23 protein-coding genes and 4 tRNA genes are annotated in these 25,987 nt (G+C 57.7%); 13 read left to right on the top strand and 14 right to left on the bottom strand.

Annotated elements, in window-relative coordinates:
• Positions 1-27: 27 nt before the first annotated feature.
• On the bottom strand, positions 28-756 hold the full coding sequence (locus tag Q7U76_00660) for a hypothetical protein (GenBank protein MDO8354889.1): 729 nt from the start codon (positions 754-756) through the stop codon (positions 28-30).
• A 303-nt stretch (positions 757-1,059) separates the two neighbouring features.
• Here Q7U76_00660 and malQ point away from each other — a divergent pair, with 303 nt between their 5' ends.
• From malQ to Q7U76_00645, 3 genes are all read left to right on the top strand, one after another.
• Positions 1,060-3,333 carry a 4-alpha-glucanotransferase gene (malQ, locus tag Q7U76_00655; GenBank protein ID MDO8354888.1) on the top strand — a complete coding sequence of 758 codons (2,274 nt, stop codon included), beginning with the start codon at positions 1,060-1,062 and terminating at the stop codon, positions 3,331-3,333.
• 221 nt (positions 3,334-3,554) lie between these two features.
• Entirely contained in the window at positions 3,555-4,718 is a 1,164-nt protein-coding gene (locus Q7U76_00650; protein ID MDO8354887.1) for an ATP-binding protein, read from the top strand.
• A complete protein-coding gene (locus Q7U76_00645; GenBank protein ID MDO8354886.1) occupies positions 4,718-6,121 on the top strand; it encodes a sigma-54 dependent transcriptional regulator in 1,404 nt (467 codons plus the stop codon). The genes Q7U76_00650 and Q7U76_00645 overlap by 1 nt, the downstream gene beginning before the upstream one ends.
• Before the next feature lie 134 nt (positions 6,122-6,255).
• Here the strand turns inward: Q7U76_00645 and Q7U76_00640 are convergent, their stop codons facing one another.
• From Q7U76_00640 to Q7U76_00600, 9 genes are all read right to left on the bottom strand, one after another.
• Positions 6,256-6,702: a hypothetical protein gene (locus Q7U76_00640; GenBank protein ID MDO8354885.1), complete on the bottom strand. Its 447-nt coding sequence runs from the start codon at positions 6,700-6,702 to the stop codon at positions 6,256-6,258.
• Complete coding sequence (locus Q7U76_00635) at positions 6,699-7,109, bottom strand: Lrp/AsnC ligand binding domain-containing protein (GenBank protein MDO8354884.1); 411 nt, start codon at positions 7,107-7,109, stop codon at positions 6,699-6,701. Before Q7U76_00635 ends, Q7U76_00640 begins: the two co-directional genes overlap by 4 nt.
• Positions 7,110-7,117: 8 nt before the next feature.
• Positions 7,118-8,416 carry a hypothetical protein gene (locus Q7U76_00630; protein ID MDO8354883.1) on the bottom strand — a complete coding sequence of 433 codons (1,299 nt, stop codon included), beginning with the start codon at positions 8,414-8,416 and terminating at the stop codon, positions 7,118-7,120.
• 146 nt (positions 8,417-8,562) lie between these two features.
• Positions 8,563-8,639 (bottom strand) — tRNA-Arg (locus Q7U76_00625).
• A gap of 137 nt (positions 8,640-8,776) precedes the next feature.
• A complete protein-coding gene (locus tag Q7U76_00620) occupies positions 8,777-9,283 on the bottom strand; it encodes a response regulator (protein MDO8354882.1) in 507 nt (168 codons plus the stop codon).
• 241 nt (positions 9,284-9,524) lie between these two features.
• Complete coding sequence (locus Q7U76_00615; protein ID MDO8354881.1) at positions 9,525-10,874, bottom strand: DUF4340 domain-containing protein; 1,350 nt, start codon at positions 10,872-10,874, stop codon at positions 9,525-9,527.
• 28 nt (positions 10,875-10,902) lie between these two features.
• The gene (locus tag Q7U76_00610; GenBank protein ID MDO8354880.1) at positions 10,903-12,432 is read right to left on the bottom strand and encodes a DUF4350 domain-containing protein; all 1,530 of its coding nucleotides are present in this window, start codon (positions 12,430-12,432) and stop codon (positions 10,903-10,905) included.
• A complete protein-coding gene (locus tag Q7U76_00605) occupies positions 12,423-13,190 on the bottom strand; it encodes an ABC transporter permease (protein ID MDO8354879.1) in 768 nt (255 codons plus the stop codon). Before Q7U76_00605 ends, Q7U76_00610 begins: the two co-directional genes overlap by 10 nt.
• Positions 13,187-14,167, bottom strand: a complete 981-nt coding sequence (locus Q7U76_00600) for an ATP-binding cassette domain-containing protein (protein ID MDO8354878.1) — start codon at positions 14,165-14,167, stop codon at positions 13,187-13,189. Before Q7U76_00600 ends, Q7U76_00605 begins: the two co-directional genes overlap by 4 nt.
• A 222-nt stretch (positions 14,168-14,389) precedes the next feature.
• Between Q7U76_00600 and Q7U76_00595 the strand changes: the two genes are divergently transcribed.
• From Q7U76_00595 to Q7U76_00580, 4 genes are all read left to right on the top strand, one after another.
• Positions 14,390-14,713 (top strand): hypothetical protein, encoded by a 324-nt coding sequence (locus Q7U76_00595; GenBank protein ID MDO8354877.1) that lies wholly within the window; start codon positions 14,390-14,392, stop codon positions 14,711-14,713.
• 301 nt (positions 14,714-15,014) lie between these two features.
• Positions 15,015-15,683, top strand: coding sequence for a septal ring lytic transglycosylase RlpA family protein (locus tag Q7U76_00590; GenBank protein MDO8354876.1), 669 nt, complete (start codon positions 15,015-15,017; stop codon positions 15,681-15,683).
• 125 nt (positions 15,684-15,808) lie between these two features.
• Positions 15,809-16,015 (top strand): hypothetical protein, encoded by a 207-nt coding sequence (locus Q7U76_00585; GenBank protein MDO8354875.1) that lies wholly within the window; start codon positions 15,809-15,811, stop codon positions 16,013-16,015.
• A 50-nt stretch (positions 16,016-16,065) separates the two neighbouring features.
• Positions 16,066-16,884 carry a HEAT repeat domain-containing protein gene (locus Q7U76_00580; protein MDO8354874.1) on the top strand — a complete coding sequence of 273 codons (819 nt, stop codon included), beginning with the start codon at positions 16,066-16,068 and terminating at the stop codon, positions 16,882-16,884.
• Between the two features lie 3 nt (positions 16,885-16,887).
• Here the strand turns inward: Q7U76_00580 and Q7U76_00575 are convergent, their stop codons facing one another.
• From Q7U76_00575 to Q7U76_00560, 4 genes are all read right to left on the bottom strand, one after another.
• Entirely contained in the window at positions 16,888-17,343 is a 456-nt protein-coding gene (locus tag Q7U76_00575; protein MDO8354873.1) for a hypothetical protein, read from the bottom strand.
• 16 nt (positions 17,344-17,359) lie between these two features.
• Positions 17,360-18,745, bottom strand: a complete 1,386-nt coding sequence (locus Q7U76_00570) for a HEAT repeat domain-containing protein (GenBank protein ID MDO8354872.1) — start codon at positions 18,743-18,745, stop codon at positions 17,360-17,362.
• A gap of 20 nt (positions 18,746-18,765) precedes the next feature.
• Entirely contained in the window at positions 18,766-20,925 is a 2,160-nt protein-coding gene (gene glgP, locus Q7U76_00565) for an alpha-glucan family phosphorylase (protein MDO8354871.1), read from the bottom strand.
• Positions 20,926-20,997: 72 nt separating this feature from the next.
• A complete protein-coding gene (locus tag Q7U76_00560; GenBank protein ID MDO8354870.1) occupies positions 20,998-21,858 on the bottom strand; it encodes a hypothetical protein in 861 nt (286 codons plus the stop codon).
• A 171-nt stretch (positions 21,859-22,029) separates the two neighbouring features.
• On the opposite strand from Q7U76_00560, the gene Q7U76_00555 reads away from it, so the two are divergent.
• The 6 genes from Q7U76_00555 to Q7U76_00530 form a co-directional block, all read left to right on the top strand.
• On the top strand, positions 22,030-24,057 hold the full coding sequence (locus tag Q7U76_00555; GenBank protein MDO8354869.1) for an ATP-dependent helicase: 2,028 nt from the start codon (positions 22,030-22,032) through the stop codon (positions 24,055-24,057).
• A 57-nt stretch (positions 24,058-24,114) separates the two neighbouring features.
• Positions 24,115-25,017 (top strand): hypothetical protein, encoded by a 903-nt coding sequence (locus tag Q7U76_00550; GenBank protein MDO8354868.1) that lies wholly within the window; start codon positions 24,115-24,117, stop codon positions 25,015-25,017.
• Between the two features lie 314 nt (positions 25,018-25,331).
• A tRNA-Tyr gene (locus Q7U76_00545) sits at positions 25,332-25,416 on the top strand.
• A gap of 92 nt (positions 25,417-25,508) precedes the next feature.
• Positions 25,509-25,583, top strand: a tRNA-Gly gene (locus Q7U76_00540).
• Positions 25,584-25,646: 63 nt separating this feature from the next.
• Positions 25,647-25,722, top strand: a tRNA-Thr gene (locus Q7U76_00535).
• A gap of 88 nt (positions 25,723-25,810) precedes the next feature.
• A partial coding sequence (locus tag Q7U76_00530; GenBank protein ID MDO8354867.1) for a GTP-binding protein occupies positions 25,811-25,987 on the top strand: 177 nt, incomplete at its 3' end.

The following is a 25,987-nucleotide window of genomic DNA, read 5'->3' as shown; positions in this document are numbered from 1 at the left end:
GGGCGGGATTGAGTCGGAGAGAGGGCGCTATTTCACCAGCCAGACACGATGGGTCTTGGTTCCTGCCGGTTTGGCTACTTTCAGGATCGCGACGGCTCCAGGGTTCAGGACATCCTCGCCGGAAGCGGTTCGTCGTGCCGGAAACCGATCGGTTCGGATCAGCAGGCCCTGGCCATCGTAGAAGTCCACCATGATATCTGCCGACTCTCTCAGCCCACCCTGGTAATGGGTGCCGAGCCAGTCTAATCGTTTCAAGGCCTGATACTGCACGGCAATGATCCCACTGCTTTCTTCCCGCACGCTGAGGATGCGGAGTGCGCGATTCTGGTCGAGGCCTTCTGCCGACGACGGACCGCCTGCCAGTTGCGTCCGGATCACACCTGTACTCTCTTCGGTGGGAAGAAATCCGCGTACGCGGCATGACAGGACACGTCCCTGTTCAGTCTGTTCGATAATCTGCTGGTCTTGCACGTGGCTCGTGGCGAGGGTATAGGCCAGGTCGCGTAGCAGTGGCGAGTCGACGACCGATGCGGTTTGTTCTCGATAGAGCAGAGAATTGACGACGGCCAGGCGCCAGGCTTCACGGCAGACCAGGTTCTTTGTCTCCGCGAGGTTCTCCGTCTCGTGAGTGGCGTAGCGGTAGTCGGCCGTGATCTCGATGCGATTGGTTGGGAGTTCTGTTGCCGATGCTAGGCGTGGTGCGAGCAGGAGTGCGGCTAGCAAGAGAGGAGCTGTGGACGTATGCTGCATCGACATAGGACCTCCTCAAGGTTCGTGATGCGAGAGGGGCGATCGTCTGCTGTGAGGGAGTCGGCCCTTCCAACAGGCTATCATGTACGCGGATGGACCACAAAGGAGGCCGTTCGTTGAGGAGCGGCCTTTTTTCAGTTGTTCACGAGCCTGGACATGGCGTGTGAATCGGTCTGGTGGTCAACCAACTTCTACCAGCCGCCATAGGCTCAGGAACTAGTGCCAAATCGAACAGGGATGAGGTGTCGACGCGAAAAAGTATTACGAGTAATTCTTCTGCAAGAACAATAGGATAGCTTGACATGCCGAATGTCTTCACGCAGACTCTCGCTCATGCAGAACCAGTCCGAACAGACCCTTCTTGTCAGACTCGCTGAACGAGTCGGCATCGTGGCTGAGTATCACGATATCGCTGGGACGCTTCACCGTACCTCTGATGACACCAGGCGCGCGATTCTGACCGCCATGGGATTGACGGTCGATTCGACCGCATCGCTGACACAGGCGCTGCGAGAATGGGATGAGGCGCCGTGGCAACGTCCTTGCGATCCGGTGCGAATCCTGCGTGACGATGACACTGGAGCTCCCCTGTCCTGTTATCTCGCCCTCGAAGACGGGAAAGAACATTCCGTTGTGGTGGAGTGGCAGCTTCGCGATGAAGCGAACGCCGTGGTGCAGGAAGGGCTGGCAGGGCCTGGCCTCCCTCCCGTGGAGGTCCGCTTTCTCAGTGATCGACGGCATGTGCGTGTTGAGATCCCGGCCCCGAGGGGACTCTCGCTCGGGTACTACAGTCTCACTGTACGGGCCGAAGGTTTAGTGGGCGGGACTGTGGGGACGATGCGCATCATCGTGGCGCCTCGCCAATGTTATGTTCCACCGTCCCTCGAAGCGAACCAGCGGCTGTGGGGACTGGCCTTGCAGCTCTATTCGTTATCCTCCAATCGGAATTGGGGCTGCGGGGACTTCACGGACCTTGGACGGATTGTGGAGTGGGCCGGAAAGGGGCTCGGGGCTGGAGTCATCGGGCTGAATCCGTTGCACGCCTTGCGGAATACCGCGCCCTATCATATCAGCCCCTATGCACCGTTCAGTCGACTCTATCTCAATGAACTGTATATCGATCTTGAGCGGTTGCCGGAATTTTTCGGGTCGGAGGAGGCGCAGCAACAGTTCCGCGCTCCCGAGTTTCAATCCAGACTTCAGGCGCAGCGCGAGAGTCGGCGGGTGGACTACGATGCGATTGCGACGGCTAAGCGCACGATGCTCGATCTGGCGTACCGCAAGTTTCTCAAAGATGCCTATGAAGGAGAGGAACCGAATCTTCAGCCGAAGACGGCCCGCGCTTGGCTCTTGGAACGGTTTATCCAGGCCGAAGGCACGCCGCTTGAGCTGTATGCCACCTTCCAGACGTTGGAAGAAGAACGACGGCTGATTCAATCCAAGTCGGCGACCTGGCACGAGTGGCCGAAACAATTTCTCACCCCGGGCCCACCGGTGCGTGAATATGCGAAACGGCACCGGAAGCGCATTCGGTTTTTTCAGTACATCCAGTGGGTTGCGAGTGAACAGCTGAACGAGGTTCGGCAGACGGCCGAGCAGCAGGCGATGCCGATCGGGTTGTATCACGACCTGGCGCTTGGCGCCGATCGGAATGGGGCGGAGGCCTGGGTCTATCAATCGGTGCTGGCGCTCGGGGCCGACTGCGGCGCTCCGCCCGATGCCTTTGCGCCAGAGGGGCAGAATTGGGGCTTGCCTCCGATCAATCCCCACGCGCTCCGTGCCAGCGGCTATGAAATGATGATCCAGCTGTTACGGCATAATTTTCGTTTAGGCGGGGCCATTCGTTTGGACCATGTGATGGCGTTCTGCCGTCTGTTCTGGATTCCACGAGGCAGGCCTGCGTCCGAGGGGACCTATGTGCAGTATCCCTTTGAAGACTTGTTGGCGATTGTGGCATTGGAGAGCGTACGATCTCAGACGTTGGTGATCGGCGAAGACCTGGGTACGGTCCCCGATTGGGTCAGAGAACATTTGGCGAAGGCGAGAGTGTTGTCGTATCGTGTGTTCTACTTCGAGCGTGGTGGGGACGGCGGATGGAAGTCGCCGGGCGATTATCCTGCACAATCATTGGCGGTCGCTACGACGCATGACTTGCCGACGCTCACAGGATTTTGGTCCGGGGAGGATCTCCAAGTCCGGGCAGGATTGGGCGCGTTTACCGATGACGCGGCACGCCAGCGAGCCTGGGAGGAACGGCAGCGCGACAAGGGGGGGATTCTCAGTGCCCTCAAGCGGGAGGGCCTTCTGCCGAATGGCGTGACCGAGGATCTGGCGACCGTGCCTGCCATGACGAACGAACTCTGTCGGGCGATTCATCTCTATCTCGCTCGCACACCGTCCTGGCTCGTGTTGGCGAATCTCGAAGACGGTTTGAGTGAGTTGTCGCAAACCAACCTTCCAGGGACGGTCGACAGCCATCCGAACTGGACCCGTAAGTATGCCGTTCCGGTGGATGAGATCCTGGGGGATGAACGGATGCGAGAGCTTGGGGCTGTGTTGCGTTCGGTCCGTCCGCTAGGGTAAGACCTTTAGGCCGGATGCTGAAACAGGCCGCCAGCTTCGTTCTCGACTCATCGAAATCCTCAACGTACCCCAAAGGGTACGCCTCCGGTTTCGACTCGCCTGCGGCCTTGCTGACGACTTGTTTGAGCATCCGGCAACGTTCCGCTGTGCTGAAGTGATTGTTCGCAGCTTGCTAGAGACCTAGCAATGATTCATCTTCTGTGTACGGATTCCCCACTTCCATGTTGAAACAAAACCGCATTGTCCTGGCGATCGCAGGGGCGGTGTTCCTGGCGATTGTTGCACTTGAAATGGCTGCTCCGGCGAACATTGTCGGCGCATACGGTTTTGTGTTGCCGATTTTGCTGGTGGCGACGATGCGCAGTCGCGGCTTGATGCTTGTGACGGTAGTGGCTTGTGTGGTGGCGACCTATATGGGGTTGATGCAACCGACCAAGCCGGGGCGGTTTCAGTCGGCGGTGATCAATCGCAGCGTGGTCGCAGGCATGCTGCTGGTTGTCGCCTATATAGGGATGACCTGGGAAGAGCGTAAGGCGAGAGAGGAGGCGGCGCGTGCCGCACTGGCCCAGGAGACGGAAAATCTCCTGAAGGCCAATACGCAGCTGGTCGATGCGAAAGACCAGCTGAATCGCTCGGAACGGTTAGCCGCAGTGGGGCAGTTGGTGGCGTCCGTGGCGCATGAGGTCGGTACGCCGCTGCATTCGATTGCCTGGCACGTGCAAGCGCTGGCTGAAGAGCCGGGTGTCACGCCTGAGATGAAGAAGCGAGTCACGATTATCGATGAGCAGCTGACCCGTGTGGTTCGGATCATTCAAGATTTGCTCTCCTCAACCAGACCTCGTCAGCCTGAACCGGCGTGGTTGCCCGTCGAGCAGGTCATCAGCCCGGCGGCCGTGCTCATGGAACCGGCCTTTCATGCAAAGGGGATTTCCTTAACGGTCGAGATTCCCGTGGATCTCCCACTCGTGTGGGCTGATGCGGAGAAAATACACCAAGTGTTGGTCAATCTGTTGGCCAACGCCTTAGCGGCTACCCCGCCGCATGGTGCGGTGAGCGTCGTGCTTGGAACTCGTGCCGCCTCATCGGATGAACTGGACCTCGGTCGGCGAGTGGCCGAGGCGATGTCCCCTGTGGTGATCACGGTTGCGGTGCGGGATACCGGATGCGGCATGCCGGAGGCCAATGTGCAAAAAGCCTTTGAGCCATTTTTTACGACCAAGGCGGTTGGCAAGGGCACTGGATTAGGGCTATTCTTAAGCCGCGAAACGGTTCTGGCTCATGGCGGAAGTCTGTCGCTTGAGAGCGAACTGGGCCGCGGTACCACTGTCACGGTGACCTTGCCTGGATTACAGGCCGACTCGACGAGCGTGAGAAAGAGGGATTGATGCCACCAGCGAATATTCTCGTAGTTGATGACGATGCGGTTGCACGGGAGCTCTTGGCAGAGGCCTTAAAGAAGGAAGGGTATGCCGTTGAGGCTTTTGCCAGCGGAGAAGAAGTCATTGCGCGTGGCCGCCAGGGGCGAGTGGATCTGGTGCTGACGGATATTCGAATGGGCGCGGTCGACGGATTGACCGTGTTGCGTGAGTTCAAACGGATGAGCTCGGACACGGCGGTCGTCGTGCTGACTTCCTTCGGATCGCTTGAAGGGGCGATCGAAGCGATCAAACAAGGGGCCTACGACTATCTGGCCAAGCCGTTTAAGAAAGAGGATATCAAGCTGGTGGTCAAGCGGAGTCTCGATCACTGCCAACTCGTCCGGGAGAATGCCCGGTTCCGTGAAGAATTGAAGAGTAAAGATGAATGGTCTCCGTTGGTGGGAAGCAGCACCGCCATGTTGGAGGTGTATAAGCTGGTCGCGCGGGTGACGGAAAGCAAGAGCACGGTCTTGCTACAAGGGGAAAGCGGGACCGGCAAGGAGTTGATTGCGCGGGCGATTCATGCGAATGGGCCTCGTCGGGACAAGCCGTTCATTCCGGTGAACTGCGGGGCATTGCCGGATACCTTGCTGGAGTCGGAAATGTTCGGGTATGAGAAGGGCGCCTTTACCGGCGCGGTGGGGAATAAGATCGGCCTGTTCGAGTCCGCGAGCGGGGGCACCTTGTTTCTCGACGAAATCGGCGAGATGGGCCAGGCGCTGCAAGTGAAGTTGTTGCGGGTGATGCAGGATCACGAAGTCCGCCGCGTGGGGAGCACGACATCGGCGAAGGTCGACGTCCGTACCATCGCGGCGACGAATCGAGACCTCGAGCAGCTCGTCAAGGAAGGGAAGTTCCGGGACGATTTATTTTATCGGCTCAATGTCGTACGGATCACGTTGCCGTCGCTGGTGGAGCGGCGGGAAGATATTCCGATGTTGGTGCACCACTTCTTGCAAAAATGCGCGGCTGGGGCGGCGCATGCGGTGCGTGGGGTGCTGCCCGAGACGATGACGTTGTTGACGCAGTACCGGTGGCCCGGCAATGTCCGCGAGTTGGAAAACGCCATTGAGCGGGCTGTCTCGTTGAGTCATGGTCCACTTCTCACGCCGGAGGATCTGCCGGCGTCGTTACGCCAGACGGAGCTGCAGTCGAAGGAGACCGTCGGAGCGATCGACCACAGCGATGAGGCCTGTTTGACGCTTGAGGAGGTCGAGAAGCGTCATCTGGTTCGCGTGCTGAAGGAAACCAAGGGAAATAAAGTCAAAGCGGCAAAGATTCTCGGCATCGATCGGCGGACGCTCTATCGGATGGCTGAGCGGTTTGGATTGGACCTCGGCGACGATGCCGACAGCGGAGAGAAAGAGTAGGATTAGGGTCAACAGGATGCTCAAACAGTTCGTCCAGCAAGGCCGCAGCGAGCGAAGATGCGAGACGTACTTTTCAGTACGTTGAGTATCTGAGCGAAGCGAGAACGAAGCTGGCGGACTGTTTCAGGATCCTGTTAGAGAATTTGGAGTGCGTTCTTGATTAGCCGCAATTGATTCTCTGCGCTTTGGGGTGTTGCGGTCGGCGACTCTTCCCACCGGGTAAAAATCCCGTCTTTCCCTTCATACAGCACATGCAGTCGAAGTCTGCTGCTTTCCTCGGATGCCGACGTCACCAGTACGTCCACACGGCTTCGTCCGGTACCGAAACGCCAGCGGAGCAACCAGTCCCAGGGGCCGCTGATTTCCTCTCGATAGCCGGTCGTCAGGTTCTCGTCATCCGTTCGATCGACGCGGTAGCCTGCCTCGGTCAGGACCTTGGTTACGGCTGTTTTTACCTGATCGGCCGTCGCGTGCAGCGTGACATCGATCACGTCCGGTTCATGGGGGATGGGAGGGCCAGCGCAAGCCGATGCCCAGATGACGAGGAGGGCGAGGCTGAGGGGCCGAAACATATTGGTCACTTGGCCTTGCTTTCTTTCAATCGATAGACGAGATGGGTGTCGGTTTGCGAGACGCCGTCGATCTCATGAATCCGCTTCAGGACTAGCTGAGTCAAGGCATCCTGGTCGGTTACTTCTACCACCACAATAATATCCGGTTTGCCCCAGCAGGGATCGATGGTCTTGATCTGCTTGATGGCGGATAATGCCCGCACCACTTCGCTGGTCTGTCCCGGCATGACATTGATGAGCACATAGGCCCGATCCGACATAATGATCCCGCCATCGACTGGAGCATGAATCGTACAAGGTACCGCAGGAATAGCGGGTTCGTTGCCAACGTAGCGGATGCCCGTCGTCTCTGTCAATCCGGGAGCGCGCCCTGGCGATTTGCTGAGCGTGGCGTCGGCAGGCTTCGACTTCTTCATTGCTATCCTCATTTCGGGGCGACGAGTACGTCGATGATAAATGAATCGCTGACACTGGTGAGATCCGCTTCAAGGCCTCGAGGGTTTCCGATGCGGCCTTCGGGGTCGTACATAAAACAGAGGAGCGTCGCGCAGCGATCGTGGGATCGATACCGGTCTGCATCAATTTTGAGTTGGTCTTTGAGGTCTTTTGCGGTGAGGCCAGGGCGTGTTTTTTTGACTAGCACGGCCAGCCGACCGTCGTTTAACAAGAATGTCGTGCGCGGGGAGCCCGCTGCATAACTCGGGGTCCATTCATCCGTCCCGATATCGTCGAATTGGGTCCGCAAGATTGCGTGCAGCAGATCTTGTGCATCGAACTCGTCTTCCACGCTTAACGTTGCACGGTATTCCCCACGGAGCCGCAATTGCCGAGCCACAGCGTGGAATCGACTGCAGAGTCCCTTGACGAGGTCGAGCGGATCCGACTCAGCCAGAAGAGATTGAGGCACTGTCGCTTGGGTGTGGGAAGGGTTAGCCGGCACTGAGGGAGATGGCTGTTGCGCCTCGTACGCTGGTTTGGCCGAGAGCGTTGGAGGAGCGACAGCCTCGGTGTCATGTCGTGGCGGCGCGGTCGGTCTGCTGGCCTCTGGCAAAGCCGCCGGTACGGGCTGCGGAGTCTGTGCCGACGGATGTTGAGCTGCCGGGGTAGGGAGAATCACCGGCTGAGGTGCTGTAGGAGATGTCTCAGTCTGAGTCGGTGCCGGCGGATTCGGCAGCGGCGTGGGCACATTCGGTGCTGCGGTGACTGATGACGGATCGAGATGGGTCGTCATGGCGACGGACATGATCAGTGGCGGTGAAGCAACTGGTGCTGTGTGCAACATGGTCATCTGGACCGTAGGGATTGATGCCGGCACGAGCGTCATCTGTGGAGGCGTGGGAAGGGGCGCCATCGTCGTGGTGGGCGGGAGTGGTTGTGGAGGCGCTCCTCCCTGTAGCTCATGTTTCTTTTGCTCAATCTTGGCAATCAGGGTCTTGATCAGGGCGATGCTCTGTTGCGTTTCCTCAGGACTGTCCATGAGAAGTTTGTGCTGGCGATGTTCCTGAAACTCCGTGGACTTCTCGCCAAAGGTGCGGCGAACACATTCACGAAACTGTAACTCTGTCCTTGCCCTGGCTGCGTCCATATAGGGGAAGCCCTCTCGTCCGAGGTCTTCTACCTGTGAGAGGAATTCCTGGAGCTTTCCAACGCCACGGGTGAGTTCTTCAACCGTGGCAGCTTTCGAGCGAGAGCGGGACTGTTCTGATGTTTTGGCGCGTGGCATGAGTGTGGAGAAAGTCTAGCTCAGCCTCCACAACTCGGCAAGAAAACATGGGAAAGTGAACAGGTCTGCTGGAAGTCTGTTGAGGCAGGAGGATGGTTCGTTTCACTGCTGATGGCGATGGTGAGAAGGCACGGGCGGGGTATATTTGGTGCCCCCGATACGAATTGAACGTACGACCTAGCGTTTAGGAAACGCTTGCTCTATCCAACTGAGCTACGGGGGCAACGGGGGCTACGATACTGCAGGAATCGAGGAAAGTCTAGCGGGGACTGCGGTCACAGACACCAGGCTCCAAGAGGACTCAGTGAAGATTCATCCGGGGTTGGGAGGGTCACGATTGAGGTGCCGCGGAACGAGCGGTCAGCCATACCATCTAACGTCTTGCTTGGCAATCGACGCGCTGGCGGACTCGTCGTATGAAAGCGGTGTTGCTGCGAGCACCTCATGGACCAGTTGCATGAGGGTTTCAACGGAAAATGGTTTTTGGAGAAAGGGGACGTGATCGGTGGCGAGGCGATAGGCCTTGCGATCTTTTTCAGACAAGCTCGACATCAGGATTACCCGGAGCGTCTTCTTCATGGCCAGGGTTCGTTGGATGATTTCGTGACCATGGACCCGCGGATAGGGATTTTTGGTGGAGGCAAACTCAAGGCCTGGCGGTGGGAGCATCAGATCGGTCACGAGTAAATCGATCGGCTCTGTATGGGAGGCTAAGATCTTTAAGGATTCTGAGCTGCCTTCCGCTTCGAGGACTGTAAATCCCTCGGCTCGGAGGGTCTTTACGCAGATCAGGCGCATTGACGGGTCATCGTCAACGATCAGAATCGTCTTGGTGGGGGATGGGGGCACAGGTGCTTGTTTCTCCATGAGGGCCTCCGGGCTCGGTCAGACGACGAACGGGCTGAGCCAATCGTCGTATCTGTAGGTCGTGGATGTTCCACGTCTCTATCGGTCTTGCTCCAGGGAAACTTGAATGAGCAGGTAGGGAGGTCTTCTGAGTAAAGAGATCTGGCCGTGGCCTCTTTCTGTGCTATCAGGTGCTGGGTGATGGAGTGTGGAAAACCGATAGGAGTGGCCGCGTTGAGGGAGAGAACGTGATCGTCTCTAACTATGGTGTCGCTGGTGTCTTCCCGGTTTTTTGCGCAAAGAGGTCGCTCTTTGCCGGAACTTGCGTGAGCAGGTCGGCGCGAATCTGAAAGATGCCAGGGATCCGTTGCCCCATCGCATAAGCCAATCCGTTGGCATGGCTCCCGATGGAAAGTTTTCCTGCAATTCTTCCATCTCGCCCTGTGGCGATAAATTCCGCTGCCGGTGCCACGAGCCCATAGGGCGCCAATGGTCCGGCTTGTTTAATGACCCGTTCTTCGGCAGGCACATTCGCGACACGGCTGACAAAGAGATCGGTGGCCTGTTGGTCCAATGGTTCAGGCCGATCTTCCATGACCCATTCTTTTTGTTGATTGATCAAGACATAGTGCTCGGTTGCGGTCTTCACCGAGAGCATGGCGATGTCCGTGTAATCGATGCCGAGCAGCCGCTTGTCTTGGAACGAAAATAGCTCCTTGGTCAGATCTTTGATCGCAGTGGGATTGATGCGGTACAGCGGGCCAGTAGGGGTCGTTTCCGCAAAGGCTTCGCCGCTGGCCGGGTCCGGTTGGTAGAGCTTGACCGTTTGATCCCCATCGGCCGTATGGATGGCGACTTTGACTTTGGGAACGGTGAGTGTATTGGCCAGGGCGTCTCGTTCGGGGCCTGGATCGACGATGCCCAACGCTTTGAGGTCTTCGAGTCTGAACAACAGGGTCCGCACCTCCGTTTGATCCGCTTCTGCTTCAATCGGGTAGCGCAGCCTCCATTTGCTCTTGGGTTTCTCCTGTGTCTGATAGAGCGCGATTTCTGTGGTCGGGTAGGTGAGGCGGATCTGTTCGACATCGCCTTGTGAGAGGTGCAAGAGGTCTTTGCGTCGAAACGTCATCAAGGTTTTGTTGACGAAGTCTTTGGGGGCCAGATTGGTGAGCAGGACCTTGCGATCCGACTCACGAAGGACGTACAGCGTAGAGGAGAGAGGTCCGCTATCTCCGATGGAAAGTGTCTCCCGTTCGGTGCCGGCCGTGATGGTGATGGTGGTAATCGGGTCGTCGAGTCCATAGGGGGTCAAGTTCGCCGGGCGGTCTTCGACGACACGGCTCACGGCGCCGGTGACCAAGGCTCTGATGAGATTCTGTAGCTCCCGCTGATCTGCGTCAGTCTTGAGGGGCGCGGTCATCATCCAGCCCTTCTCAGGAGTCCGGGCAAAGACGAGTTCGTGCCGGTCGGTTTTGACTGTGAGCCCTGTGAGGGTTTGCTGGTCAAGGAGCAGGACCTTCTTGTCGGCAGTCTCTTGCTGCTCGTGCGACTCTTGTTGCGGGAGTTCGATGGCATAGAGGTACAGGCCGAGCCCAGCCAGTACGAGTGCCATGACGAGTGTGGGCCAGTAACGCATGAGTCTATAGGCGTCGGCGTTTGCGCCAGACCATGATGCCGGCGATAAACATGGTGGCCGGCAGGAGGATGACTTGCAGGTAGAGCAGGGCTCGTTCCTGTAACGGGTTGGGTGTAAACGGTCGAAGTGCGGAATCTTTCGGGGCGATCGCCATCATGTTCCGTTCTTCAGCCAACCACCCAGCCGTATGGAGGAAAAAATCGCTGTTGCCGGGAAAGTTGACAAAGGCATTGGTCGCAAACGTGGAATTGCCAATGACCACGATGGCTGGACGGGGCTTGCCTTCTTCCGGTGTGACTTTTGGCGTGAGGGCCGCAGCCATCGGCAGGGGACCTTTGATGTCTTCCTTTTCATTGAGGTTGACGACACGGCCCTTCAAGTCGGTTTCTGCCCAACTGTTCGGCGATGTGCGGGCGAGCGGCACGTAGTCCCATGCCGCGCCAACCTGTTCGTCAAAGGTGATATGCCGTGCAAGGGGAAAGAGCACGGCCGCGGAGAGGTCCTGCGTAATTTCATGTTCGGTGAACGTGCGGACGAGCAGGGATGTGAGATCGCCTTGGGCCAATCGATCTTGTAAGTCGACTAGGGATCCAGGGCCGACTCCCAGGCCCCACCGTTTGAGCAGGGGATTCAGGTCGGCTTGCGTATTCGGGTCGAGCAGCAGCAGCAGATGGCCGCCTTTCTCCACATAACTATGAATGCGTTCTTGCTCCTCGACGATCACCGGACGACGGGGGCCGGCTACGACGAGGATGGCGGTGTGATCCGGTACGGCGGTCTCTTTCAGCAGGCTGACGGTGTCGACGTCGTACCCCTGCTTGACCAGGATTTCTCTGGCGGCCGACAGCCCGGTTCGTTCCCGATCGTCGAGGCTCGGTTCCCCGTGTCCTTCGAGAAAGAGTACGCGTTTCTTGCTGTCTTGAGACACGCGGATAAACGCTCCGGTCAGTTCCACTTCCGAGGGAGCGGTGATACGAACCGTGTGCCCGCCGCTTTCGAATACGGCCGTGTCAGTCCTGGAAATGCCATAGGTTTGGGCAATTTTCGGCTGCCGTTCCGGGTCGACGAATTCCACGGTAATCTTCGAGCTGGCCTGCCGATAACTATCGAGCCGTTCCTTGTAGGATTGGTAGCCGGGGTCTTTTTCTCTGGTGAACACGGTGACGAGCACCTCGCGCGGGAGATTCCTGAGCACGCGATGTGTTTGCGGGGAGAGGGAGAAGTTTTGGTTTTCCGACAGGTCCCAACGGATGGAATGACGGGCTGCGAGAAAGTTCACGATGGCGAGGATGCTGATGAAGAGAAGGATCATCAGCAGGCTGTTGGCGCCCATGCGTGTCGAACGACGAGTGGAGAAGGCTTTCAGGCTGCCGAAATGGACGACACCGAAGAGGATGAGACAGAGCAGTGCCGATCCCTCCATGAGGGTGACTAGCCAGAGTTTTTCCGGAGCGAGGCTGTAGCCGACCGCGCCGGCTACGGCCAGGGCTATTCCGACTACGCCAAGTGGAGTCGTCTTGAGGTTCATTTCCATCGTGATGAATCCACGACCCGGTGAGACAGAAAGAGCATCAAGGCGAGACCGCTGCAAAAATAGACGAGGTCTTTCGTGTCGACCAATCCACGGACTAAATGGTCGTAATGTTCCATAAATGACAGGTACGAGATGGCCTGCCCGATGGCCGTTTCCCCGAGGAGTGAGCCGACACCGGCGAGGAGCCAGAGGACCAGCAGCAGGCCAAAGCTTACAAAGGCTGCGACGATCTGGTTTTCGGTCAGGGCCGAGGCCAGCACGCCGACGGAGAGAAAGAGGGCGCCAAGCAAGACCAGTCCCAGGTAGCCGGTCAGCACGGGATACCAATCGAAGTCGCAGAAGAGCGCGAGTACAAGCGGCATGAGCCCGGTCAGTCCGAGCAACCCCAAAAAGACGAGGAAGACACTCATGAATTTGCCGACGACAATTTCGTTGATGCCGATCGGAGAGGTCAACAGGAACTCAAAGGTGCGGAGTTTTCGCTCTTCGGCGAAGAGCCGCATCGTCAGGATCGGCAGAATAATCAGCAGGATAAATCGCACGCTGGAGAACAGATTCCGGAAGACCAAGTCGTTCAGATTGATCTGGGCTGTTCCCTGCATTTGCATCAGCTGAATCGCTTGGGCTCCGGCAAAGACAATGTAGAGATAGGCGAGCAGTCCTACAATTAAGAGAAACACCGCCCCTACGACATACACCACGGGTGAGACGAAGTAGGAGCGCAGCTCTTTGGCGATGATGGCTTGGACAGGTGTCATGCTGGCTGGCCTGTTGGTTCTGCTGCGGCAACCACTGCGCCTTGCGGGAGTCCTGTTTCGTCTCTTGTCAGTTGGAGGAAAACGTCTTCCAATGTCATCGAGATGGCTTTTAACTCAAGTAGTCCCCATCCACTGGTGACTGCCAGCCGAGCGACCTCTTCCCTTGCATCTCGGCCCAGTTCGCATTCCAGAAGAAAGGTGCCGGGGATGCCGCTCGCAAACACGTTCTGGACCCCTTGGACGGCCTTCAGGCGGCTGTCGGTATCCACAGCGGGAGATTTAAGCGTGAGTGAGATTTTTTCCGACTGGCGTAACCGCGCAGAGAGTTGGTCCGGCGTGTCTTCGGCCACGATCCGTCCGCCGCTGATGATGACGACGCGCTGGCACACGGCGGTGGCTTCGGGAAGAATGTGGGTGCTGAGAATCACGGAATGAGAGCCGGCCAGATTCTTGATCAACTCCCTGATCTCGATGATTTGTTTCGGGTCGAGTCCGACGGTTGGCTCGTCCAGGATTAATACTTGAGGATCATGGAGCAACGCTTGGGCCAAGCCGACGCGCTGGCGGTATCCGCGCGACAGATTGCCGATGAGCCGGTGCTGCACCGTGCCAAGGCCGAGCCGCTCGATTTCGCGTTGCATGGACGAGGTGAGCGTTTTTCCGGTCAGACCACGGAGGCGGCCGACAAACTGAAGATATTCTGTGACGGTCAATTCGAGGTAGACCGGGGGGGTCTCCGGCAAGTACCCGATCCGGCGTTTCACTTCGAGTGACTGGTCTGCACAGTCGAATCCTGCCACTCGTGCCGTGCCTTCGGTGGCCGGCATGAAGCAGGTTAGGATGCGCATGGTGGTCGTTTTCCCTGCCCCATTGGGACCCAGGAACGCCAACACCTCGCCTTTTGCGACAGAAAAACTGACCCGATCGATAGCGGTATGGTGCCCATACCGCTTCGTGATCTGTTGGACTTCAATCATATGCGCTGACTTGGATCGTGTGAGTTTGGGGCGCACAGCCGGCGGGTTGTGCATTCGCAACCGAACAGGCAACAGGTCGGCATCTTACTCAGTCGGATTGGGGCAGTCAATATCGGGTTCTGCTTCCTGTAACTTTACAGGTTTTGGCCATCCTGTTAGAGTCCGCGCGCGTACGGATCAGCTTGCTAGAGGGGATTGAACCATGACCTGGGTGCGATAAGCATGAGGGGACTATTCGCCGTTGTTGCGTTGGTGCTGTTCGTCTGTCTGCCGGTCGAGAGTCGGGCAGCCGATGGGCGCAGCTATCGGGTTCATGGCCAGGTCATGGCGGTAAACGTCGCACAGCCTCCGCACACGATTGTCGTCAAGACACCTTTGAGTAAGCATAACGATATGACCGTGGGGGCCAGGGTGACAGGTCAAACCAAGGTGACCCGAAAGGGGAAGCGGGTTGGGCTTCAGACCATCCGAGTGGGTGAAACGGTGTGGCTGACCTATGTGAAGCAGCGGGATGGGGTGTTTGCTCAGGTCATCCAGGTTCAATAACCTTTCTGGTTTACCTCGCCAGCCAAACAACCTGTAATGTTCCGACGGGGGAGTCGAGCCGATGAGGGTTGACTGTCGCACGTATTTTCTTCTATATGGGTAGAGTCGTTTACTCCTCAAAGCTCGGGTATCGGTTCTTTTTTGAACAATCCCTCTTCGATTTTCCCTTCCTTCTTCATCCAAATGTAGGGGGTGGGGCTACGCTCTCGGTATTGTTGGACTGCCGGTTGGACCGTATGGTGAGGGTACACAGGCCAGGGTCTGTGGGACAGTTGGTTCAACCTGGGATATGAGGTCTTCGATGATCGATCACAAGTGTGGAAATAGCCGCCAGTTACTGGGGGCGATGAGTCTTAGCCTGGGGATGCTTCTGGGGGCTTGCTCGTGGGTTCCTACGGGGGTGTCGCACTTGGACGTGGGGGCTGAAGATCGTGGCGTGGCGTCCTGGTATGGCGAGTCGTTTCATGGCAAGCAAGCAGCGAACGGAGAACTGTTCGATATGGATGGTCTGACCGCAGCCCATCGGACCCTTCCGCTCGGCAGTGTGGTTCGGGTGGTGAACTTAGTGAACGGGAAGCATGTTCATGTCCGCATTACGGACCGGGGCCCCTATGTCAACGGGCGGATTCTCGATCTTTCACGAGGCGCCGCAGCTCGGATAGGGATGTTGGCAGGGGGACTCTCCGTGGTCCGGGTGCAGTTGGTTGGAGAACGCCGGCCGGTGGCGTTGCTCTCATCAGAAGCGATGGAGACGGTCTCGACGTCGCTTCTTCTTGGGCGAGAGCAGCTTGGTCAGGGGGCGCTGGCGTTCCCTGCAGTACCGTGGGGTCAGTCGGACCCTCTGCTGGTCTATCCTGTGCGGCTCTCTCCTGGCGATATCTGGGTCTCGCGGCGTGCGCGCCGGTTGACGGGGCTACAGACAGCCGATCATACCGACCATACCGAGGTGGCGACGGTCGTCACTTCCTAGGTTTGTCGCCTGCCGGTCGAACCGCCGGTTGACAGGGCGTGAAGCTCTCCACTAGACTGCCAACTCCCGGTGGGAACCGGGAAATAATTTAGATCAATTTGGTATACATGGAGGCCCGAATCCGGATGGCGAAGAAAACGGCGACTGAATCGGACGAAACCAGACTCAAGAAGAAGGTGGCGGAGAAATTAACCGGCCACAAAAATCCTAAAGAGGACGAAGCGCTTCGTTCGTTGAAGAAGCGGCTGCGGCGGACGCAACGTAAACGGCGTACGGTCACGTTACGCAAAAAGAATTCGGCGAGCAAGAAAACAGCCGCTCCCGCAAAGTAATATCCCGGCTTGGGTCAGTGATGGGCGAGTGAATTATTAAGGTAGTACCTATGGAACAACCACAGCACAAACAAGCATCTGCCAGTCCTACTGCCCCGGAGACGGTGAGTGACGAATTCACCGATCAGGTGGCGGCGGATTTGACCGGAGAAATCCCGGTCCCGGTTTTGCCGACGGCGGAGCTCACCGAGGAAGTGGTCCTTGAAGAAGAGAAGGTCAAGGATGAGATCGAGATCCAGATCGATCTGCTCAAGGACTCCGATTGGGTGGTCCGTCGCGAAGCCGCGATCACGCTCGGGGAAATGGGCGATGAACGCTGCGTGGAGCCACTGTGCAATGCGTTGCGTGACGGCGACTGGCAAGTCAGGGAAGTCGCTATCGAGGGGTTGGGCCAGATCGGTTCTCCTGCCGTCGAACTATTGATCAAGTTGCTTCGCGATTGGGATGTCAGGAAGTATGTGATTGCGGCGTTAGGGAAGATTCGCGACGAACGTGTGCTCGACCCGTTGATGCTGCAGCTGAAAAATGACGAGTTTAAGGACGATGCCACGAATGCCCTCGTTGAACTTGGGGAGCCGTCAGTTTCTCGCTTGGTCAAAGCGCTCAAGGACAAGGATGAAATGGTTCAGAAGCAGGCGATCATGGCCCTGGGCCGGATCAAGAGCGCCGAGGCGATCGATCCTCTCATCGTGATGCTCAGCGATAAGGATTGGTTTACCCGGTTGACGTCCGCGGCGGCACTCGAGGCAATCGGCGATGACCGGGGCCGCGATGCGATTAAGCCGTTGATGAAAGATTCGGACATGGTGGTCAGGATGCGGGTGGAGCGGATCCTGGCGAAGTGGAAGAAGCAGCCTGCCAACGCGTAGCGGTTATTTATTCAGTTGCCGGTCGACTTCCCGTTGAATGTCATCGATCTTCTTCAGTGATACCGGTTTCCCCATCGACAATTCCAGCCTGACTTCTTGAATCGTGCCGGTGAGTGTTCGCACGGCGAGCATCGATTCGTCCTGTTTGGCCCCTTTGGTCGCATTCTCCAACGTCTCGGCCGCCGCACTTAACTGCTTCGCGGCTTCTCCAACGTTTTTCTCGAACAGTTCTGCTTTCGCCTGTACCACTCTCGATTTACTGTCGAGTAGCGCCTGCCGCCTGCGGAGGTCCCGCTCGATCCCTCTCGTCGTGTCGTAAATGTTTCGCGACATGTCTGTGATGGAACGTTGGAGGTCTGAGATCGTGTGTTGTAACGTGCCGACCGGGCGTTGGCCGAAATAAAATCCGAGGCCGAACGATGTGGCGGCCAGGACGAGGGCTCCGACGAATTTCCACATGGCGAGATCCTTTCGACTAATGGGCTTTGGGGGATGGCGCGGAGCGTCGGAGTTGTTGCAAGAGACTGCCGGCGGCTGCCAGTCGAATGGCGACGTCTGAGTCCTGCAAGCCTTTCTTGAGCAACGGCATCACCGGCGCGGTGCTCTTTCCCAGGGCTTTCGCGGCCATGAGGCGCGGCTGCGGTTGCTGGTCTTGCAGGAGCATCTGTAAAATAACGGCGGCTTGCTTATCGGACGTCGCGGCTAATGCGTGGGCCGCGGCGGCGCGTATAGAGGGATCCGGGTGTCTTGCCAAGTCTGCTGCGAGTAAGATGGCCGATGTGTCGCCTAATCGAAGCAGCCCCTCTGCGGCACTGGCTCGTGCCTGCATGTTGGCATCTCGCGTGAGGGCTTGCAGCAACGGTCTGTTTTCCCGTATTCCCAACCGTCCAAGGCTCGTGGCGGCGATGGCGCGTACGCGCGCGTTGTCATCGCCCAGCGCATGGGTTAAGGGTGCGACCCCACCGGATTGTCCAAAGTCACCCAATGCCCCTGCGGCGAATGCGCGGACCGATGGCTCGGGATCGTAGACTCCCTGGCTCAGGACCGACAGACTTGCTGGGCGCTTCAGTTGTCCAAGCACTCCCAGGGCCGCCATGCGAACCTCGGGGTCCGGAAGCGTTGCCGCGCCGGTAATGTCGGTCAGCATATCCAGTTTGCCGAGCCGATAGAGTGCGGCATAGGCGAACACGGCTTCCGGTCCGTCGTCCGTCCTGGCGACCGCGATGAGCTGGGGCATGATGGCCGTGACCTTGGCCTCGCTCAGCACGTTCATGGCGGCAATACGTACGGCTGGCATGGCATCGTTCATCGCCCGCTGTATGGGGCCTGACTTTCCTGCGAGACCGGCCTTCCCGATCGCTTCGGCGGCGCGGGCTCGTACGAGGACCGATGTATCGAGGAGCCCGTCTTCCAGCACGGCTTGTGTCTCTGCGAGGCCGAGTTCGGCTAGGACTGTGTAGGCTGCGATCCTGACATATTCCTGCGAATCGCGGACATGGCTGGTTACGAAGCTGAGGGCCAATGGCCGTAAGAGGGTTCGATCGTCTGGCGCGTCAGGTGGGACAAACCGGTGATAGAGGGTGAGGGCCTCTTCCGGCCGTCCAAGCTTGAGGGCACTGTGGAAGACGAGGTGGATGAGCGATTTCGATGGGGTGGCTTCTGGCGGGATCGATTGCCAGAGTTTCATCACCTGGTCGTACTCTGCATGGTTGAACGCGTTCGTGGCCTCGCGTTCAAGGGCAGCTCCTATCGGGGAGTTTGCTGTGCCTGCTTCGGCTAAGGGGAGGCGTAGCACGCTTGTCCCAAGACAGAGCAGCAGCAGTAACTGCAGCCATATGGCTGCGGTGTGACGCTCTGGCATAGGGCTAGGTTGAAGGTCGTTTACCATGTCGAGGGTGTGCGAACCATAGCCGGTGCATAGAGCTTGTCGACGTATTCCTTGACCATTCGTTTGGTGCAGAATCTGGGCGCATTGGTCCGAAGGTTTTCCTTCATGAGCTGCACCCAGCCGCGGGGTATCCCGTCAAGGTCTCGTTGATAGTAGAGGGGGATGGCTTCTTGCTCCAGCATGCGATAGAGCTGTTGGGCATCGTGCTCGTCTTGGGCCTGAATATCCTGGTTTTCGAGTAATGGTTCAATGCCCCATCCATTGGCTCCGTTGTAGCCTTCTTTCCACCAGCCATCAAGGACGCTGAGATTGATGACGCCGTTGAGTGCGGCCTTTTGCCCACTCGTTCCGCTCGCTTCCAAGGGAAAGCGTGGGGTGTTGAGCCAAATGTCGACCCCTTGGACGAGAAATTTTGCCATGTGCATATCATAGTTTTCGATGAACGCCACGTGTCCGCCCAATTTATGGTCGTCGCAAAAACTCAATACTTCATGGATGAAATAGCGACCAGGTTCATCGGCTGGATGGGCCTTGCCGGCAAAGATCAATTGGACGGGACGCCATTGGTTATGGAGTAACTGTTTCAGCCGTTCGAGATCGCGGAACAATAAGGTTGCCCGCTTGTAGGTGGCAAAACGCCTGGCGAAGCCGATGGTGAGCGCTTCGGGGTCGAGCAACGTGCCTCGTGTTAATACTTGCGAGGCTTGGAGGTGGCCCTGCATCCAGCCGCTTCTGGCACGTTCCCGGATGAAGCCCATCAGTTTACGCTTTCTGGTTTGGCGCACGGCCCAGAGTTCCTGGTCGGGGATATCCAGGACCCGTTGCCACATCGCCGTGTCGTCGCATTTGTCCGCCCATTCCGGGCCCAGATATTTGCCATAGAGCTGGTTGAGTTCCGGTGCGATCCAGGTCGGGGCGTGGATGCCATTCGTCACGCTACGGATCGGGACCTGTTCGATTGCCAGTCCCGGCCACATATGGTGCCACATCTCACGCGAGACCCGTCCGTGCTCACGGCTGACCCCGTTCACATGCGCGGCCATCCGGATCGCGAGTGCCGTCATGTTGAATCCTTGTCCTTGCGACTCGGGTGTGTCTCCCAATCGAAGGAAGTCTTCCCGCGAGAGACCCAGTTGTTCCCAATAGCCGGTAAAGTACCGGTCCATGAGGTGATGGGGGAACACGTCGTGGCCGGCTGGCACCGGGGTATGGGTCGTAAAGACCGTGCTCTGGCGGACCACTTCGCAGGCGTCTGCGTGGGTCGATCCTTTCTGGATCAACTCACGAATGCGTTCGAGTGTGAGGAAGGCAGAGTGGCCCTCATTGGCATGCCAGACCGTCGGTGCGATGCCCAAGGCACGAAGCATGCGGACACCGCCGATACCTAACAGATATTCTTGGCAGAGGCGCATCTCTTGATCGCCGCCATACAGTCGAGCTGAAAGAGCCCGATTCTCAGGGCTGTTCTCGGGGACGTCTGTATCAATAAGGTAGAGGGGGACCCGCCCGGCAAGCACTTTCCAGACTGCTGCAGTGACGACTCGGCTACCGATCTCGACCGTAATCCTGCAGGGCTCTCCTGATGGAGTGAGGGCAGGATGAATCGGGGACTCTGCTTGTTTAAATGGAGCATAAGCCGCTTCTTGCCATCCTTCCGGCGTGATCCGTTGTCGAAAATATCCTTGTGGATACATGAATCCGATTCCCACCAGGGGCACGCCCAGGTCGCTGGCTTCCTTACAATGGTCCCCGGCAAGAATGCCTAGGCCACCACTGTAAATGGGGATGGATCTATGTAGACCAAACTCTGCAGAAAAGTAGGCAATGGTGGGGGCTTTCAAATCGCCGTGCTGTGTTTTAAACCAACTTTGTTTATTCTGAAGATACTCGTCAAATATCTTAAGAGCGGCAGAGTACAACCGCATATACGAGGGATCTTGGGTGAGGTGCATGAGTCGGTCTGGCCGGACCTTTGCCAGTAACTCTACGGGGTTGTGGTGGGTCAGTACCCAGAGGGTTGGATCGATGTGTTCAAACAGTCGACGAGTCTCCGGGGTCCAACTCCACCAGAGGTTATGTGCCAATTCCATGAGACGTGAGAGGCTGGATGGAATGCCATTCGATACACTGGTTGCTGTTTGCGAAGTATCCACTGCACCTCCAAGTTTTTGGTGGGGAGCCGGCGTCGTCGTGTGGGAACGGCCGCGTTCAACTGGCGAGAGCGATTAGGCGTGACCGGCTTTATGCCAGGACGTCCATTCGTCGGAGAATGCCACGGAGGCGTAACGTTCGCCAAGGATTTTTGCTACTCGATTCATCAGCCTGGTGACTTGTTGCATGTCCTCCGGAGGAAGATCTTGGCGGAATCGCGGGTGCAGTCCCCAGCGAGTTTCGACTTCTTCTCCCTCGACGGTTGACATCACGCTGACTAATTTGATTTCGGTTCCTGTTGGTCCCTGAGGTTCAGGTGTCGCAGGGGGCGGTGGCAGGGTGGATGCGGTCGCGGTCGCTGGACTGGCGGTATTGACGGCGGCGGCTGGTGGCGCGTCTCCGGCTAAGACTGCTTTGATGGCTGGAATGACGGCGCTCGCGCAGAGGGTCGCCGCCGAGGATACGTGCTCGTTCCCTGCGATGCCCATCGCATCGGCGACTCGTCCGCCAAAGTCTTTCAGCATCTCGTTTTTCTCGGGGGTGTCCTCGGTGACCAGGAACCGGTATCGTTCATAGATTTGCCGGCTTTCTGCCACCGCCGCACCGACGGTGAGCATGATTTCCGTTTGGTCGGCGCCAGTACCGAATGCCGGTTCAAGCACACTTTTCAATTGCAGTGTCACCGCGTCTTCGAGACTGTCCATAAACAGGGGCTGGTCTTTGATCGGCAAGTAGAGAATGGAGAGCCGGTCCGTGAGGTTGAACATGACTTTGAGGAATTCAAGGTAGATGCCCCATTCATCGTGTCGTTTCAATTTCAAGGCTCGCTCCGGGGCGTTCCGTTTCATGACGGTCACGGATTCGCCTGCGACGGCGAGTATGAGTTCGGCGATTCCGCGGAGTTGTTCGCTATAAGGATTTTTGGACGTTCCCACAATGACCTCACATAAAAAGAGGGGCCATTATATACAGGTTATGGCTTGGTCTCCAAGGGCCGTCTCTCTGGTGAGTCTTTTGATCGGTCAGGCATGGGCCGGGACCGATGGGTCGATTTGAAAGGGCCACCCCAGTATGCTATAGAGCGCGACCACCTCACGAGCTGCCACATGAACCGAGACAGTACCCCGTATGTGTTGAAGCGGTCGCCGGACCAAGGGCCGGCCTCCGTGCTCTCGCTTAACTATGCCTCGGCGTTGAATGCCCAGCAGCTTGCGGCGGTGACTGCAGGCGAAGGGCCGGCCTTGGTCATTGCCGGCGCCGGCAGCGGCAAGACGCGAACGCTGGTCTATCGCGTGGCCTATTTGATCGACTCGGGGGTCGATCCGTCTCACATTCTGTTGCTCACCTTTACGCGAAAATCGTCGCAGGAGATGCTCGAGCGGGCGGGCGAGCTGATCGGCGTGCGCAGCGAGCGAGTGCGTGGCGGCACGTTCCATTCCGTAGCCAATATGTTACTCCGGCGTTATGGTCGATCCATCGGACTGGAGCCGGGCTTTACGATTCTTGATCGTGGTGATGCCGAAGACTTGATCGCCCTGGTTCGTGTGCAACTCGGCTTGAACGAAAAAGACAAGCGGTTTCCCCGCAAGGGTACGATCGCGGAGATGTTCAGTAAATCCGAGAATACCCTGCGCCCGCTCGACGAGATTGTCGTCGAAGAGTTCAATCATTTCGCGGACCATCTGGAGGCGCTGGGTCAGTTACGGCAGGGCTATCAGGCGTCGAAGCGCCAGCGCCAGCTGGTCGATTATGACGATTTACTGGTGCTGCTGCGGCGGCTTTTGATGGAAGATGAAGTGGTCAGGCGGACGATTTCATCGCTGTATCGATACATTCTGGTGGATGAGTATCAGGACACCAATCGCTTGCAGGCGGATGTCATTAGGCACCTTGCGTCCACTCATCGGAACGTTATGGTTGTCGGCGACGACTCGCAATCAATCTACGCGTTTCGTGGTGCGACGTTCAAAAACATCATGGAGTTTCCGTCGCTCTTTCCCGGCACCACGATCTATAAGCTCGAAGAGAACTACCGCAGCACCCAGCCGATCCTGAATCTCGCGAATGCCGTGATCGATGTGGCAACCGAGAAATATACCAAGCGGCTCTTTACGCGGAAGTTGGACGGGCCATTGCCGACATTGGTGGAAGCGGCAGGGGAGAATGCTCAATCGCGTTTCATCGCGCAGAAAATTTTGGAGCTGCGAGAGGAAGGGGTCCCGCTCAGCGAAATGGCGGTGCTGTTTCGGTCGAGCTTCCATTCCTTCGATCTGGAAATTGAGCTGTCGCGTCACGGACTGCCATTTATCAAGCGTGGCGGGGTCAAATTTATCGAGACCGCACATGTCAAGGATCTGCTGGCCCATTTGCGAGTGGTGGCGAACCCTCTAGATCTTGTCAGCTGGCATCGCGTACTCATGCTCATCGAAGGGGTCGGGCCGAAGAAGGCCCAGGATGTCATGGCGGCGTTGGTGAAGTCCGATAATCCCTATCGCGCCCTTTCTATGATGCCGGGGCGAACGGGGAAGGGGCTGAAGGATTTGGCGCTGACTCTCGAAAGCCTTGCGGGAGACGAAGCGCTACGGCCCGCGCATTTGGTTAGCCAGATCTATGAGTATTACTTGCCGATTTTCAAGGAGCAGTACGACGACTATCCCAAGCGTGCGCGGGATCTGGACCATTTGCAGACGATCGCGGAGCGGTATCAAGAGCTCGAAGCTTTCTTGTCCGATCTGGCGCTGGAGCCCCCGGATGGGAGCGCCGCCGGCAACGAGGCCCCTGATCGCGATGACGAGAGGCTCGTGCTGTCCACCATCCATTCGGCTAAGGGGCTTGAGTGGCAATGTGTATTCGTCATGTGGGTTGTGGATGGACGGTTTCCATCGGTCTATGCGTTCGGTGAAGATGAGGAGCTGGAGGAGGAGCGGCGGCTGTTCTATGTTGCCGTGACGAGAGCCAAGCGGTATCTGTACCTCACCTATCCGATCAATGTGTTCGATCGGGGAAGCGGCATGGTGCTCTCGAACCCCTCTCGTTTCCTGGATCCTGTATCGCCTGCGTTGCTGAATCAGCTGACCCTCATGGAGGAAGGTGGGCGGCCTGATTGGTATGCCCGCGATGACCATGAGATGTGACCGATACTTCCAGCGATAGCCCTCCCATCCCCGAGTGGATCAATATCGATGGTGCCTATGTTGCATAGAGTGGCCCTGATAGGCCTCCTGTTAGGCGGACTCCTCTCCCTGCCGAATGCGGGGTTGTCGGAGGAGCGTCCATCGTTGACGGACCGGATGTGGAGTCAGCTGCTCAGTGAGGCGCAGACGCTGGGTCTTCCGACGAAGTTCCTCAAGGCGATCCCGCCGAGCTTCATCCAGTTTGAGTTCGACGATTTGCGCACCTATGCCGCCGAGTATCATCTCGGCGAGCATCGGATGGTGCTCAACCGTGCGTTGTCCTTTAATGGTGCCGGCGCCACGTTGCGTCCGCTTGGACGGCTTACGCATACCGAAATCGAGACGCTTTACCACGAACTGTTTCACGCCTATGTCGATTATCTGGCCACGGCGGCGGCTGAGGCGTTGCCGGACCCGGTTCTTAGGTTCGCAAAAATGCAGCAGGGCTGTCGCTATGGAGCGGTCCTGATCACGCCGGTGGTGCAGAGGAGGGGCGAAACGGAGGAGCGATTTTTGACCGAACGTGAATCGTGGGAAGCTCTCAACGAAACCTGGGCGGTGTTTGTCGGGTGGATGGTGTGGAATCAGTTGGAGCTGACGAAGGACGCAGGGCAGTCGATCCAAAAGTCCGGGAGTAGCCAGGACGAATGGGTGCGTCGTCTCAGGGCTGCCGATCGTGAAGGGGCCCTTCGTGGGTATTACGAGCCTGAAGACCCTGCTGAGAGGGTTGTAACCCAAAAGCGATACTTGGCGGCTGCCTCGCGCTTGTCATCAGAGGAAGCGGTGGTGCTGATGAGGGATGTGATGGGGGCCTCCCCCGGTCTCCTCACTCGCGCGAGTGGTGTATTGGCTGGATCGGAAGAGCGGGGCGAGCGACAGGGGCAATGTGAGGGCAAGCGCTCGCGCTCCGTCATGCCATGAAGTGTCTTCAGGAATGTAGGGGAGAGGTGGGGCTGGTGGTGCCGAAAGTCGTGAATGGATGGTCATTTGGCAGAGTCGCGCGTGGGTACTCTGAGAAAAACAAGACAATTCTGATTTTGGGTCTTGACTTCGCCATACCTCATCAATAGAATCGAGCGTTTCCTGAACAAGGCTGTGTCCGCATCTCGCCGCAATTGTCCTTATTTATAAGGACAGGGGGAGATGTGCGTGGACCAGCTTACTCTTCTTTCTTCATCGTGCGATGAAAAAGAAGCTGGCAATTATGTCTGTGGATTTGCCGTGTGGGGCGTATTGGGCAGGTACCCAAGTGGCCAAAGGGGGCAGACTGTAAATCTGTTGCCATCGGCTTCCAAGGTTCGAATCCTTGCCTGCCCACCATCATCTGGCTTGTGGGCCGTAGGGGTTTGGGGCTTGATTGAGGACGGTTGTGAAGTGTGCGGCGGAGGTTTGAGGGTGTGGGGAGAAGACGGGCGGGCGTAGCTCAGTGGTAGAGTTCCAGCCTTCCAAGCTGGCTGTCGTGGGTTCAAATCCCATCGCCCGCTCCAAACCGAGCTTGCTCGACCCGGAGCGAATACGATGGGCGCGACGGGAAAAGGCGTGAAGTGATGGCCCACGTAGCTCAGTTGGTAGAGCACGTCCTTGGTAAGGACGAGGTCACGCGTTCGATCCGCGTCGTGGGCTCCAAGTAGGGCTTGCTCGATCAGCGCGCTCATTATTCAGTTAGCGCGACGGGAATAGTGCTTTGGGAGATTTTTAGAAAGGGAGTTTAGGCATGGCGAAGGCGAAATATGAGCGGCGGAAGCCGCACGTGAATATCGGGACGATCGGACATGTGGACCACGGCAAGACGACGTTGACCGCGGCCTTGACCAAGGTGAGCGCGGATAAGGGTATGGCCAAGTTCATCAGCTACGACGAAGTGGCGAAGGCGAGCGAAAGCCAGGGTCGG

The sequence above is a fragment of the Nitrospirota bacterium genome (genome assembly GCA_030645475.1).
Lineage (GTDB): Bacteria > Nitrospirota > Nitrospiria > Nitrospirales > Nitrospiraceae > Palsa-1315.
This window is presented reverse-complemented; position numbering and strand designations above follow the sequence as displayed.

Bases quoted from the DNA above. Each gene is read 5' to 3' on its own strand.
- Q7U76_00660 (MDO8354889.1), bottom strand. From the start codon at position 756: ATGTCGATGCAGCATACGTCCACAGCTCCTCTCTTGCTAGCCGCACTC.
- malQ (MDO8354888.1), top strand. From the start codon at position 1,060: ATGTCTTCACGCAGACTCTCGCTCATGCAGAACCAGTCCGAACAGACC.
- Q7U76_00650 (MDO8354887.1), top strand. From the start codon at position 3,555: ATGTTGAAACAAAACCGCATTGTCCTGGCGATCGCAGGGGCGGTGTTC.
- Q7U76_00645 (MDO8354886.1), top strand. From the start codon at position 4,718: ATGCCACCAGCGAATATTCTCGTAGTTGATGACGATGCGGTTGCACGG.
- Q7U76_00635 (MDO8354884.1), bottom strand. From the start codon at position 7,109: ATGAAGAAGTCGAAGCCTGCCGACGCCACGCTCAGCAAATCGCCAGGG.
- Q7U76_00630 (MDO8354883.1), bottom strand. From the start codon at position 8,416: ATGCCACGCGCCAAAACATCAGAACAGTCCCGCTCTCGCTCGAAAGCT.
- Q7U76_00620 (MDO8354882.1), bottom strand. From the start codon at position 9,283: ATGGAGAAACAAGCACCTGTGCCCCCATCCCCCACCAAGACGATTCTG.
- Q7U76_00615 (MDO8354881.1), bottom strand. From the start codon at position 10,874: ATGGCACTCGTACTGGCTGGGCTCGGCCTGTACCTCTATGCCATCGAA.
- Q7U76_00610 (MDO8354880.1), bottom strand. From the start codon at position 12,432: ATGGAAATGAACCTCAAGACGACTCCACTTGGCGTAGTCGGAATAGCC.
- Q7U76_00605 (MDO8354879.1), bottom strand. From the start codon at position 13,190: ATGACACCTGTCCAAGCCATCATCGCCAAAGAGCTGCGCTCCTACTTC.
- Q7U76_00600 (MDO8354878.1), bottom strand. From the start codon at position 14,167: ATGATTGAAGTCCAACAGATCACGAAGCGGTATGGGCACCATACCGCT.
- Q7U76_00595 (MDO8354877.1), top strand. From the start codon at position 14,390: ATGAGGGGACTATTCGCCGTTGTTGCGTTGGTGCTGTTCGTCTGTCTG.
- Q7U76_00590 (MDO8354876.1), top strand. From the start codon at position 15,015: ATGATCGATCACAAGTGTGGAAATAGCCGCCAGTTACTGGGGGCGATG.
- Q7U76_00585 (MDO8354875.1), top strand. From the start codon at position 15,809: ATGGCGAAGAAAACGGCGACTGAATCGGACGAAACCAGACTCAAGAAG.
- Q7U76_00580 (MDO8354874.1), top strand. From the start codon at position 16,066: ATGGAACAACCACAGCACAAACAAGCATCTGCCAGTCCTACTGCCCCG.
- Q7U76_00575 (MDO8354873.1), bottom strand. From the start codon at position 17,343: ATGTGGAAATTCGTCGGAGCCCTCGTCCTGGCCGCCACATCGTTCGGC.
- Q7U76_00570 (MDO8354872.1), bottom strand. From the start codon at position 18,745: ATGCCAGAGCGTCACACCGCAGCCATATGGCTGCAGTTACTGCTGCTG.
- Q7U76_00555 (MDO8354869.1), top strand. From the start codon at position 22,030: ATGAACCGAGACAGTACCCCGTATGTGTTGAAGCGGTCGCCGGACCAA.
- Q7U76_00550 (MDO8354868.1), top strand. From the start codon at position 24,115: ATGTTGCATAGAGTGGCCCTGATAGGCCTCCTGTTAGGCGGACTCCTC.